The organism is Sphingomonas sp. UYEF23 (assembly GCF_040546165.1).
GTDB lineage: Bacteria > Pseudomonadota > Alphaproteobacteria > Sphingomonadales > Sphingomonadaceae > Sphingomonas > Sphingomonas glacialis.
Genome location: NZ_JBEPNG010000002.1, coordinates 573326 through 585327 on the forward strand (window position 1 = coordinate 573326; position 12002 = coordinate 585327).

Consider the following 12002-nt stretch of genomic DNA (forward strand, 5'->3'; position numbering starts at 1 on the left):
CGTTCAGTCGCCCTGGCGGGGCAGCAGCGTACCGGCGACGTGCCGGCGGACGATCTCGCTCACGCCGCCGAAGACGATATGCGAGGCGTAGGAATACACATTGCTTGCGATCCCGGCGTTCCACGGCGCGCTGCCGAGCCCGGTCGCGGGAACGGCGGCTTCGTCGAGCACCGTTGCGGTGCCGAGCCCAAACCCTAGCCCATAGCCGGAGGTGACCGATGGGCGAAACTCCGCTGCGATGCCATAGGCCGCGCCGAGCGCAATACCGACGGCATAGTGGACGGCCTGGCCGGCAAGCGGTTTGTCCGCGGCGGCGACGGCTTGCCCCGTAAGGCTCTCCGACACCGCATCGGCGGCTTTTTCCGTCGCGGGCTCGGAATCGCTCCCGCTCGACGGAAGCAACGGCGATACCGCGACCTGGAACCGGTCCATCGCAAAGGATGCCACGGCGCCCGCTATCACGCCCGCTACGGCACCTCGTGCCAGCCTTGCGGCAACGCTCTCATCGGTCTTGGCTGGGGTCGAGGCCATCGCATATCTCCTGGGGTCTGCCGCGCGACAACGACGGAGCGGCAGACGGGTTGCGACGGGAACGCTTGCGATGGCGTTTTGCCTCGGCCGCTTCGGTTGGCACGCTCGACTATCGGCTGCACGGTGCGGACGTGCAAGCGAGCGGCCCTAAGGAGACCGCTCGACGGGTCGAGGCATTCGGCCAGCTTCCAGCTTTCGTCCGGCATCGCGACGCGATGGAGCCCGGGGCAAAAGGTCAGAGTGCCGACGATCGCGGGCGATATAGGGCTCCCGTGAGCGGCGTTGTCAGCCGCCGCGAGCGTACATCTACGGCGCTTTCAATGCGGCCAGGACCGCGGCCGGGGTGATGGGAATGTGGCGCAATCTCACGCCAGTCGCGGCGTAGATCGCATTGCCGATCGCGGGGCCGACGACCGTCGTGGCGGGCTCGCCCAGCCCGACGGGCACGTTTTCGCTCTCGACGAAACTGATGTCGAGTTGTGGCACGTCGGCGATGCGCAGCGGGGTGTAGGTGTTGAGATTGGTGTCCTTCACCTGGCCCGCGGCGAATTCGGTGCCCTCGTGCAGCGCCATGCTCAGGCCCCATAGCGCGCCGCCCTGCACCTGCGCCAGCGCGCCGTCGGGATCGACGATCGTGCCGGCGTCGACCACGAGCGTCAGCTTCTCCACGCGGACGATGCCGGTCGCGCGATCGACATGGACTTGCGCCGCACAGGCCACCCAGGTCGGCATGTCGCGCTCCTGCCCGAAGCTGGTGGCGACGCCGAGCCCGGTATCGGCCGGAAGTTTTGCGCCCCAGCCGGCCTTCTCCGCAACGCGGCGCACCACTTCGGCCTGGCGGAGCGCGCCGCCGACCGCGTTGGGCGCGGAGCCGGCGTTGCGGCCCTTGCCGGTCAGCAGCTTCAGCCGGAACGCCACCGGATCGGTCTTGCTGTGGTGCGCCGCTTCGTCGATGAAGCTCTCGAGCGCCCAGTTGGTCCAGCCTGGTCCCACCGAGCGCAGCCAGCCCGGGCGGAAGGTGGCGTTGGCGAGATCGTTGGCGACCGCGCGGACCTGCTGGTGGCCGACATCGTACCAATGGTCAGCACCCGAGATCGCGAAGGGATCGTATTGGCCGCCCTTCTTGGTCTTGGCGAGCAAGGTCGGCCCGGCGATCACCTGCGTCGGCCAGCCGGCGCAAGCGTGATGCTCCATCGCCTGGATCTGGCCGCTGCCGTCGAAATGCATGCGCAAGCGCTGCACCGAAGGGGAGCGCACCGAATCGAAGCGCGCGTCGTCCTCGCGCGTCATGATCATCTTGACCGGGCGGGCAAGCGCCTTGGTCGCGAGCGCAGCGGGGATGATGTAATCGCCGTTCAGCCGCCGGCCGAAGCCGCCGCCGAGCAGATAGCTGCGCAGCACCACCTTGGTCTCGGCCACGCCGAGCGCCTTGGCGAGCGTCGGCAGGATCAGGCTCTGCCACTGGTTGCCGGTGTGGATCTCGAACACGCCGTCCTTTTCGAACGCGAGCGCGTTGAGCGGCTCGAGCTGGAAATGGAGCACGGTGGCGGTGGTGTAGATCTGCTCGATCGTGCTCGCCGCGGCGGCGGTGAAGTTCGGCGTGCTGTCGTCGTCGGCGATGTCGAGCAGAATGCCGCCATCGGCCTTGGCGACGAGCGCGCGGCCATGGTCCTGCAGCGTCTGCTCGCTCATGTCCGCGCCGGGGCCGGGCGTCCATGTGACGTCGAGCAGGTCGGTCGCCTTGAGCGCGGCATAATAGGAGGTCGCGATCACCATCACCCAGCCGGGCACGGTGTCCGACGGATCGTCGAGCACCAGATAGCGCAGATAGCCTTTGACCTTCTTGGCCGCGGCGTCGTCGACCGACACGACCTTCGATCCGTTGCGCGTTGGCGGCAGCTTGGGGCGGGCATAGACCATCCCCGGCAGCTTGGCGTCGATGCCGTAGACCGCGGTGCCGTTGGTCTTGGCGTCGATGTCGAGGCCATGCGTCTCGCGCCCGATCAGGCGGCGCTCCTTGACCGGCTTGATCGGCAGCGCCTTGAGCTCGTCGGGGGTAAATTGCCGCGCGACGGTGCCGCTCTTGGCGATGTCGCCATAGGACATCGAACGCCCGCCGGCATGGACCGCGCCGCCTTTAGCCGTGCAGTTCGCAGGGTTTGCGCCCATCAGCTTGGCGCCGGCTTCGATCAGCGCGATCCGGCCCGCGGCGCCCGCCTGGCTGAACACCGGGAAGGTCTGCCACACCGACCAGCTGCCGCCGGTGACCATCAGGCCCCATTTCGGGTCGCTGTCGACATGGACGATGCGGACCTTGTCCCAATCCGCTTCGAGCTCGTCGGCGAGGATGCGGGCGAGTGCGGTGCCGACGTGCTGGCCCATCTCGGCGCGGATGATGTTGACGGTGACGATACCGGCCGCGTCGATGCCGAACCAGATCGTCGGTTCGAACTGCGGCCCGGTGGCAGCCGCTGGTACGCTGCCCGGCACCGCCGGATCGATCGCCGCCAGCACGCGCGAGAAGCCGAACGCGACCCCCGCCGCGCCGCTCGCCACGAGGAAGCCACGGCGGCTGAACGGCGCCGTCGCTTCGGCGCGTGTGATGAGGCGGCTCATGCCTTGGTTCCCATCTCGGCGGCTGCCTGTTTGATCGCCGCGCGGATGCGGACATAGGTCATGCAGCGGCACAGACTCCCGGTCATCACCGCGTCGATCTCGTCGTCGCTGGGGGCGGGGAAATCCTGCAGCATCGCTGCCGCCTGCATGATCTGGCCCGACTGGCAGTAGCCGCATTGCGGCACCTGCAGCGCGCGCCACGCCTGTTGCAGCGGGTGGTTGGCGGCGGGGTCGAGCCCTTCGATCGTCGTGATGGCGGCGCCCTCGACCGAAGCGAGCGGGGTGATGCAGGAGCGCGTCGCGCGGCCGCCGACATGGACGGTGCAGGCGCCGCACATCCCGATCCCGCATCCGAATTTCGTTCCGGTCAGCCCGATATGATCGCGGATCACCCACAAGAGCGGGGTGTCGTCCTCGACATCGGTGGTCACCGCGCGGCCGTTGATGGTGAAGCTGGTCATTGGCCCTGGCCCTGCGCGCGAATGGAGGCGACTTTTGTCTCGAGATCGGCCCAGGCCGGCTTGGTCGTCCGGGTCGCCCGCAGATAGGCGGAGATCCGTGCGACGTCGGCGTTGGTGAAGCCGTGTGCGAAGCCCGGCATTACCACGCCCGGCGCGCCGTCCTGCGCGCTCACCCCATAGAGGATGACGCGGATCAGATTGGTCGGATCGTCGAGGTTGACGGCGCTGTTGAGCGCGAGATCGGGGCGCAGCGGGTTGAGCTGGCGCCCGTTATAGTGGCACACGGCGCAGGCCCCGGCATACAGCCGCGCGGCGGGATCGTAGGTCAGCCCGGTACCGATCTTGTCGGCGGCCAAGGCCTTCGCGATCGCGGCATCGCCCTGCGCGCCTTGGCTCGCCGATCCGTTGCGGCCGGCGAAATACGTGGCGATCGCGGCGACGTCTGCAGCGGGGAGGTGCGAGAGACCGCGCGGAACCGCGCCCATCGGCCCGGCGGCGGTGCCGTGATAGAGGCTGATGCCGGTACCGAGATAGGCGACCAGCTCGGCGTGCGTCCACGGCACGGGCGAGGGGTTGGTCTTGTCGAGCGGCGCCGCGATCCAGCCGTCGATCGGTGCGCCTGCATAGGCGCGATCCCGGATCTCGGCGCCGAGCATGCCGCGCGGCGTGTGGCAGGCGCCGCAATGGCTGATGCCCTCGGCAAGATAGGCGCCCCGATTCCATTCGGCGCTTTGTGCCGGCTGGGGCTGGAAGCGGCCGGGGGTGAAGAACAGCAGCTTCCACCCGGCCTGCAACAGGCGGATGTTGAGCGGGAAGGGTACGGTGTTGTCGCTGGCTTCCTGGCGAACGGGCGCGCGGGTCATGAAATACGCATACAGCGCGGCCACGTCGCCGTCGGTCAGCTTGGTGAAATGGTCGTAGGGAAACGCCGGCAACAAATGCGCGCCGTTGCGCGACACCCCCTCATGCATCGCCCGCCGGAACGCGGGTTCGGACCATTTACCGATCCCCGTCGCGGGATCGGGCGTGATGTTGGTCGAATAGATCGTCCCGAACTGCGTCGCCATCGGATAGCCGCCGGCGAACGGCTTGCCGTGCTTGGCGGTATGGCACGCCGAGCAATAGCCGGCGCTGGCCAGAACTTTGCCCTGTGCGATCAGCGCGGGCGCGAAGCTGCCGGGCGCGGGCGGGGCGATCTCGGCGATCGCTGGGCGCCACGCGAAGACGCAGAACGCGACGAGTCCGACGACGATGACGCCGATGAGACCGAGAAGCAGGCGCTTCAGCACGGGGAACAGGATCTCATGCGCAGCCCTTCGATCGGATGATCCGAGGCCTGGTCTCATCGGCCTCTTAAGCTGTCGCGTCTAGTGGCCGTTTGAGCGGTGTATTCCTGTATTGCGCAGAGTGATTTTGAGGTCAGCCGCACGCAGGACCGCAATTAAGCCTATCGCTCAATATGCTGGAGCTCTCAGTGCACCGCTTGCTTGCCGGGGTGCGATCGGGGCGCGCGTTCATCGATGTCGAGGGAACGCGCAACCGGTTGCCCGATCTGTCGGCACGGGCGGGCGATCGGCAGGCGGTGATGGGCGGGACGCTGCCCGTTCCAGAGGGCGAGACCGTCCGCTTCTTTGCCGAGCGCAACGGCGTCCCGAGCAGGATCATCCAGGTTATCGTCGCGCGCGCGCATTTCAGCGGATTGGATCTGACCGGTCGCGCTGCGTAGAATCCGATGTCGGTTCGACGTGTCAAATGCGGGATGCGGCCACGATCCTCCCGCCACGTCCTGCTTGCACAAGCACGGCTGATTTGAGGTTGGGATCGGAATTCGTCGGGATCGCCACCGTTTTCGACGTCCCGTTCCACGTTCCGATGATGCTGAGCGACCGCACGACGTTGCGATGCACAAGCGTTCGGCCGCCATTCTCGCCCGCACGAATGGGAACGCTGAGCGCCCTTGCATCGTAGCGCACGAGCCAGATCGTCGCGGGCTGCGCGGTCGCGGCTTTCCCAATCGTCACCGTGCCGGGCGCAGCCTCGATGGCCGGGCCAGCCGGACCACGATCCTGCGCGCGGATTGCCGCCACCAGTTGCGCACGATTGCCGCCATTGACGGAGGCTCGGCCATTGATGACTGTTTGCGGCGTGGCGAACTGGCTGATGCCGGTGCGGGCATAATCGCGTTCGCGCTCGGTGAATTCGGGCTTGGCGAAGCTGTCCTTCCACCCGAGCTGATCCCAATACGTGACCGCGAAGGTCAGCGCGAGGATCTCCGGGCGATCGGCGATGCCGTTGATATTTGCGATCGCGGGCGGGCAGGACGAACAACCCTGGCTTTGGAACAGCTCGACGACGGTCGGATGCGTGGGGTCATTGGCCAAGGCCGGCGCGCCGCTCGCGATCACTGCAAGCGCGGGAAGGAGTCCGAACTTCATTTTACTGTTCCTTTTCGGTCGGAAGCGTCGGCAGCACGCGGTCGAGCGACCACGCTCCGCCGCCGCGGGCAATCAGCGGCAACAGGATCGCCGCCCAACTGAGATGCGTCGGCCAGGCATCGCGATAGACGAAGATCTCGATCGTCAGCGTCATCAGCAACAAGGCGGCTGCCGAGAAACGTGTCGCGAGGCCGAGGACGAGCAGGATCGAGAAGAGATGCTCCGAATAGGTCGCGGCGACCGCCGCAATCGCGGGCGGAACCAGCGGCAGCGCATAGTCGGTGCGAAACAGTTCGTAGGTGCTGTCCGTGATCTGCAGCAGCCCGTCGACCTTGGTCCGGCCCGACAGGAAGAACACCGCTGCAATACCCAACCGGGCGATCAGCAGCAGCGCGGCATCGGGGAGCAAGGCAGCCGCGCGTCGAACGGTGCGATCGTACAAGGCGACGAGCGACATCATGGGCGTCTCCGAAAAAATGGCCGAGGCGCGCGGGCGACACCCCGGCTCTGGGCTGGCGATTACGCCTTGGGCGTCAGCGAACCAGTGCCCTTGGGCGTCTTGATCGAGACGCAGGTGCCCGCCTTGACGAGCTTCCAGGCATTGCCCTGATAATCGGCCTTGGACGTGCCCGCGCAGCTGGTGCCGGCACCGGCCTTGCAGTCATTCTTGCCGGCAAGCGCGACCCCGTAACATTTCTCCATCGCGGGCGCGGCGTGGGCAACACCGGAAAGCGTGGCACCGCCCGCCACGGCGAGGGCGAGGCTGGCGGCGAGTGCGGCATGGGTCGGATGCACGAGATGTTTCCTTCGATGATGGAAGCCTCTGCGGCGCGTGGTTCGGCGATGGGGGACCGCCGAACCACGCGATGACCAGGAAGGAGGCGTCGGGGCAAACCCGGTCACATGGGCCAATTCGGCGGCACGGCTGGTTCGGTTACGCAAAAGCCGGCGCGAAAGAATTTTCCGCCGCTCGCGCGCTCGGGTGTAACCTTCTGGCCATGTCGCACGAACACATCCTCGGGAGGGCTCATGCGAGCAAGTGAGGAACAGTTGCGCGGATTGATGATCGCTGGGCTCGACGGCAACGCCGACGACCACGCGGCGTTGCTGCGCTTGCTGGTCCCCATGCTTCGGGGATTCTACCGGCGTCGTGCAAGCGGCGACGGCGACGATATCGAGGATTTGGTGCAGGATACGCTGATCGCGGTTCATACCCGCCGTTCGACCTACGACCGCGACCGCCCGTTCACCGCGTGGCTGTTCGCGATCGCACGCTACAAGATGATCGATCATTTCCGCCGTAACCGTCGGACTCAGCCGATCGAAGGGATGGAAGACATCTTGATCGCCGAAGGGTTCGAGGACGCCAGTTCCGCGCGCATGGACGTGGACGATTTGCTCGACACGCTTCCGCCCAAACAGGCGCGGATGATCCGCGCGACCAGGATCGAGGGGCTGAGTGTCGCCGAGGCTGCCAATACGCATGGTGTTGGCGAATCCGACGTGAAGATCTCGGTCCATCGCGGGCTCAAGACCTTGATGGCGCGCATCCAGGGAGGACGGGCATGAACACCGACGACCTGATCGCGACGCTCGCCAGCGATGTCCCGCCCGTGAAGCGCAGTGCGGTGGGTCGACGGCTCGTCCTTGGTATCGCGGCGGGTGCGGCCGTGTCGGCAAGCTATGTGTTGCTGATGTGGGGCGCGCGGCCTGATCTGGCGGTGGCGATGCACGGTTTCTACTTCTGGATGAAGTGGGCGTACACGATTTCGCTCGCCTTCGGGGCGTTGGCGCTGACCGCGCAATTGGCGCGTCCCGAAACGCATCGGTTGCGATGGCTGTGGCTGCTGGCGATCCCGGTACTGCTGCTGGCCAGCGTCGGCGTGTTCGAGCTCCTCCACACGCCGCAGACCCAATGGTTGGCGATGTGGTTGGGCCAAAGCTGGAAACAATGTCCTTGGCGCGTACTCTCGCTCGCGATGCCGATCTTCATCGGGCTGCTCTGGTCGTTCAGGCGACTCGCGCCAACGCGATTGCGTCTGGCCGGCGCGGCGGCAGGATTGGCGGCGGGCGCGTTCGCCGCCACCGTCTATTGCCTGCATTGCCCCGAAGCTTCGGCGATTTTCGTGCTGACCTGGTATTCGCTCGGCATCCTGCTCGCCGCATCGTTCGGCGCGCTGGTGGGGCCGCGCCTGTTGCGTTGGTAAGTTTTGGCGAAGCTGTAACCGTCGATCGTGAACCCGCGAATTGGAGGAGCCAATCCGGCAAACCCCTTCCGGGAGATTTTCCATGCTTACTCTTCGTACCGGCATCAGCTTCGCCGCCGCCGCCGTCGTCGCCATCAGTGCTGCGGCCCCGACCGTCGCGGTCGCAAAGGATGGCGACACGGTGCACTGCTACGGCGTCAATACCTGCAAGGGCACGTCGGATTGCAAGACCGCCAAGAACGCGTGCAAGGGCCAGAATGACTGCAAGGGACAGGGCTTCAAGGCGCTGTCGGCGAAGCAGTGCACCAAGGCCGGTGGCAGCCTGACGGCGCCGAACTGATCGCGGGACTCGGCCCGGTCGCCGTCAGGGGACCGGACCGACCTTCTCTTCAGCACGGATCAGGACGGACCCCATGCCAAAGCCCATGGCCTTGCCCATCACGCCCTTTGCCGGTTTCGGACTCGGCTTGCGTAAACCGCATTATGTCGAATTTCTCGAACACCGCGTCGCGGTCGATTTCGTCGAAGTGATTTCCGAGAACTTCATGGTCGATGGCGGCAAGCCACGCCAGATCCTGCGCGATGTTCGCGCGTCCTATCCGGTGGCGCTGCACGGCGTTTCGATGTCGATCGGATCGGCCGACGGACTGGACGGGGCGTATCTCGCCCGGCTGCGCGCGCTGGTCGATGAGATCGAGCCGTTGTTCGTATCCGATCATCTCAGCTGGACTCGGATAGGGGGCTTCAGTTCGCACGATCTGCTTCCCTTGCCCTATACAGACGAAGCCCTCGCCCTGGTCTGCGCCAATATCGGCCGCGCGCAGGACGCGTTAGGCCGCACAATGCTGATCGAGAATCCCTCGACCTATATCGCGTTCGAGGGTGCCGAAATGACCGAATGGCAGTTCCTGGATGCGATGTGCGCGCGCAGCGGCTGCGGCCTGCTGCTCGACGTCAACAATGTGTTCGTCAGCGCGACCAACCACGGCTTCGATCCGATCGCCTATCTCAACGGCGTGCCGCACGAACGCGTGCGGCAGATTCATCTGGCCGGGCACAGCCGCGGACAGGACATGCTGATCGACACGCACGATCAACCTGTGCCGACCTCGGTATGGGACCTGTACGCGCATGTCTTGCCGATGCTCGGGCCGGTCGCGACGATGATCGAGCGTGACGACGACATCCCGCCGTTGGACGAGCTTCTCGCCGAGCTGGACCTTGCCCGGCGGATCGGCGGACAGCCCTTGGCCAAAGCGGCATGAGCTTGCTGGCGCTCCAACGCGATATGCGCGCGTGGCTCGTCGCTGCGGATGCCGACGCGGCAAACCGCTATGGCAGCGCGGCCGCAGCCGGCTTGCTGGTCTATCAGAACACGTATCGCGCCCAACTGGTCGCGTGCCTTGAGGAAAGCTTTGTGCAGACACGCGCCTGGGTTGGCGACGAGGCGTTTCATCATGCCGTCGTCGCCCATATCGAGCGCGTGCCACCGACGAGCTGGACGCTCGACGCCTATCCGCGGGATTTTCCGGCAACGCTCGCGGTGCTGTATCCCGATGATCCCGAAGTCGCCGAGCTCGCGTGGATCGAATACGCGCTCGGTGAGGCGTTTGTCGGTCCCGATAGCGCAGCCCTTGACGTGGGCGCGTTGGCGCATGTCGATTGGGATACGGCGAAGCTGCAGGCCACGCCGACGCTACGCCTGCGCGCGCTGACCACCAACGCGCCTGCAATCTGGTCGGCGTTGGTCGCGGCAGAATCGCCGCCGGCGGTTCAGGTGCTGCGCAAGCCGGGTGCGATTCTGGTCTGGCGGCGCGATCAGGTCTCGCTGTTCCGCGCGATCGACTGCACCGAGCGCGCTGCGCTGCTGCGTGCGACCGCGGGCGTGGCGTTTCCCGATCTGTGTGCGGAATTGGTCGAGGTCCATGGTGAGCACACCGGCATAACGCGTGCCGGGACCATGCTGGGCCAGTGGCTTGCCGACGGGTTGATCGTGGGGATCACCATCGTACAGCGTTGACCACGGACCCCCAATGGACGACTTTAGATTTTCTGGATCACTGCGTTGCGGTCCGAACCTCGAGGATTCGAAGTGGTGCCGGCTGCAGGAATCGAACCCGCGACATCCAGTTTACAAAACCGGGGGTTACCGATCCTAAGCGTTGTCAGCACAACATCGAAAACCGCAGAAATCTGCGGCTATTCGGATTTTTGCTCCCGTTTTCACAGCCAGTCAAATCAAAAAAGGTCACAAAATCGGTCACAAATTGTCTCAATCTTCGTGCGCGGGCACATCAGTCCGCTGAAAGCTTCGCCCAGGTCCAGGGCATAGCCGTGAGAGTGAACAACCTGCCCGACGTCCCGCCCGGTGTCGAAGACGCGGGTATAGGATCGTCATGCACCGAATGGGCGACCCAAGGCTTCGTCACGTGAGGATACGCCCCGCGAGTCCGGCTTGATTGCGCTGACGAAATTCTGCGCAGGCGCAGGCCTTATTCGAGCGTGCGTATAATCGCCCGCGTGACATTTCCCATGAATTGCATTCGCGCTGCAATGGGACGTCTCGTGCTGCCGATCATGACGGCGACCGCATATGTATGACCATCTGGCGCTCTCAAAAGTCCGACGTCGTTATAGCCTGTCGACAAAGTGCCAAGATCCTGTCCCGTTCCCGTCTTGTGCGCGAAGGTCCACCCGGAACGTAGCCCTGACTTCAGCCGAAGCGGACCGGTCTTGCTGGCTGCCATCAACGTCAGGAGGTGCAAAGTCGAGCTGTTGCTGAGTACCTCACCGCGCTGGAGCCGGGCAAGCCCGAGGGTAACGCCGTTGGCGGACGCGCCGTCATAGGGAGCGGCAAGATATCTGTTGAGAGCCCTACTGCGGGCTTCGACACTCATTTTCGAGCGTGCTTGTAGGAAGCCCCAGCCGCCGGCCCATTCGGGCTTCCAGTCGAGACCTGCGGTCTTTGCCTGGAGAAGCCGCTCGCCAAGACCAAAACCGACCCCGGCGATCCCCTTTTGCATCAACATGCGCCGAATTGCGGGCGGGCCCCCGATTTTCCAAAGCAGCACGTCGTTGCAGGTGTTGTCGCTGCGTGTCATCGCGCCCTGGAGCAAGGCGGCAATCGTGGTCCTGTATCCGTCTATTCCTACCAGTGGACGGATGGGTTGGTGGAAGACGGTCAGGTCCGATCGGCGGACGGTGACGATGTCCGATAACTTCAGCGTGCCCCGATCAACCGCGTCCATTACTGCGATCGCCACCCAGAGCTTGCTCACACTCTGCTGGGGCAACAAGCGGTCGGCATTGTAGCCAACGATCCATCCTTCCGTTACGTCGCGAACGGCGATCCCGACCTGCCCCGGAAATCCCGAGCCGAGCGCTTGCACAGCATTGAGGAGGTCGGCTGGCGGTTGGTCGCGGCGCTTGCCCGGCAAGGCGCGGGGCGTTGCAACGGATACTTGCGAGGGCATGGGCACAGAGGGTGCGACCGGGGCAGGCACGCGTTGCGGTGATCCAGCAGGAACGCACCCGGCAATGCAGACGGCTACACCGAGCAGCAACAGCGCTGCTCGATTTTTCAGAAAAGTACGCAACATTTCAACCTCGAACGATCGCCGGGTCTTAAGCTAGCCGTTGCAATGGGCGCCAGTGCGCCACGATCAGCCCGTCCCGTCTGACGCCGCACTGGCCGTATGGTCCATACCGTGCGCTTGGTGATTATATCGAATACAGATTCGGCCAGCGACCAG

The 12002-nt window shown here is 65.3% G+C and carries 14 protein-coding genes; 6 read left to right on the forward strand and 8 right to left on the reverse strand.

The window, feature by feature from the left end; translation table 11 throughout:
• Nucleotides 1–3 precede the first annotated feature (3 nt).
• From ABIB28_RS05935 to ABIB28_RS05950, 4 genes are all read right to left on the reverse strand, one after another.
• The gene (locus ABIB28_RS05935; RefSeq protein WP_354287048.1) at nt 4–531 is read right to left on the reverse strand and encodes a DUF1440 domain-containing protein; all 528 of its coding nucleotides are present in this window, start codon (nt 529–531) and stop codon (nt 4–6) included.
• 306 nt (nt 532–837) lie between these two features.
• The gene (locus tag ABIB28_RS05940; protein ID WP_354287050.1) at nt 838–3147 is read right to left on the reverse strand and encodes a xanthine dehydrogenase family protein molybdopterin-binding subunit; all 2310 of its coding nucleotides are present in this window, start codon (nt 3145–3147) and stop codon (nt 838–840) included.
• On the reverse strand, nt 3144–3608 hold the full coding sequence (locus ABIB28_RS05945; RefSeq protein WP_133189294.1) for a (2Fe-2S)-binding protein: 465 nt from the start codon (nt 3606–3608) through the stop codon (nt 3144–3146). The genes ABIB28_RS05940 and ABIB28_RS05945 overlap by 4 nt, the downstream gene beginning before the upstream one ends.
• Nucleotides 3605–4897 carry a c-type cytochrome gene (locus tag ABIB28_RS05950; protein ID WP_354287053.1) on the reverse strand — a complete coding sequence of 431 codons (1293 nt, stop codon included), beginning with the start codon at nt 4895–4897 and terminating at the stop codon, nt 3605–3607. Before ABIB28_RS05950 ends, ABIB28_RS05945 begins: the two co-directional genes overlap by 4 nt.
• Nucleotides 4898–5082: 185 nt before the next feature.
• On the opposite strand from ABIB28_RS05950, the gene ABIB28_RS05955 reads away from it, so the two are divergent.
• A complete protein-coding gene (locus ABIB28_RS05955; protein WP_354287055.1) occupies nt 5083–5334 on the forward strand; it encodes a hypothetical protein in 252 nt (83 codons plus the stop codon).
• 22 nt (nt 5335–5356) lie between these two features.
• On the opposite strand, the gene ABIB28_RS05960 is transcribed toward ABIB28_RS05955, so the two are convergent.
• Genes ABIB28_RS05960 through ABIB28_RS05970 form a run of 3 tightly spaced genes read right to left on the reverse strand, consistent with a single transcriptional unit; the run spans nt 5357 to nt 6838 of the window.
• On the reverse strand, nt 5357–6043 hold the full coding sequence (locus ABIB28_RS05960) for a DUF1223 domain-containing protein (protein ID WP_354287057.1): 687 nt from the start codon (nt 6041–6043) through the stop codon (nt 5357–5359).
• A gap of 1 nt (nt 6044) precedes the next feature.
• Nucleotides 6045–6503 (reverse strand): DoxX family protein, encoded by a 459-nt coding sequence (locus tag ABIB28_RS05965; protein WP_354287059.1) that lies wholly within the window; start codon nt 6501–6503, stop codon nt 6045–6047.
• 59 nt (nt 6504–6562) lie between these two features.
• On the reverse strand, nt 6563–6838 hold the full coding sequence (locus ABIB28_RS05970; protein WP_354287061.1) for a BufA1 family periplasmic bufferin-type metallophore: 276 nt from the start codon (nt 6836–6838) through the stop codon (nt 6563–6565).
• A 234-nt stretch (nt 6839–7072) separates the two neighbouring features.
• On the opposite strand from ABIB28_RS05970, the gene ABIB28_RS05975 reads away from it, so the two are divergent.
• The 5 genes from ABIB28_RS05975 (at nt 7073) to ABIB28_RS05995 (ending at nt 10270) form a co-directional block, all read left to right on the forward strand.
• A complete protein-coding gene (locus ABIB28_RS05975; RefSeq protein WP_354287063.1) occupies nt 7073–7612 on the forward strand; it encodes a sigma-70 family RNA polymerase sigma factor in 540 nt (179 codons plus the stop codon).
• Nucleotides 7609–8250: a DUF1109 domain-containing protein gene (locus ABIB28_RS05980; RefSeq protein ID WP_133189272.1), complete on the forward strand. Its 642-nt coding sequence runs from the start codon at nt 7609–7611 to the stop codon at nt 8248–8250. The genes ABIB28_RS05975 and ABIB28_RS05980 overlap by 4 nt, the downstream gene beginning before the upstream one ends.
• A gap of 82 nt (nt 8251–8332) precedes the next feature.
• Nucleotides 8333–8590, forward strand: coding sequence for a BufA2 family periplasmic bufferin-type metallophore (bufA2, locus tag ABIB28_RS05985; RefSeq protein WP_354287065.1), 258 nt, complete (start codon nt 8333–8335; stop codon nt 8588–8590).
• Between the two features lie 73 nt (nt 8591–8663).
• On the forward strand, nt 8664–9515 hold the full coding sequence (bufB, locus tag ABIB28_RS05990; RefSeq protein WP_354287067.1) for an MNIO family bufferin maturase: 852 nt from the start codon (nt 8664–8666) through the stop codon (nt 9513–9515).
• Nucleotides 9512–10270: an HvfC/BufC family peptide modification chaperone gene (locus ABIB28_RS05995; protein WP_354287068.1), complete on the forward strand. Its 759-nt coding sequence runs from the start codon at nt 9512–9514 to the stop codon at nt 10268–10270. The genes bufB and ABIB28_RS05995 overlap by 4 nt, the downstream gene beginning before the upstream one ends.
• Nucleotides 10271–10742: 472 nt before the next feature.
• On the opposite strand, the gene ABIB28_RS06000 is transcribed toward ABIB28_RS05995, so the two are convergent.
• Nucleotides 10743–11849 carry a serine hydrolase gene (locus ABIB28_RS06000; protein ID WP_354287070.1) on the reverse strand — a complete coding sequence of 369 codons (1107 nt, stop codon included), beginning with the start codon at nt 11847–11849 and terminating at the stop codon, nt 10743–10745.
• Nucleotides 11850–12002 lie beyond the last annotated feature (153 nt).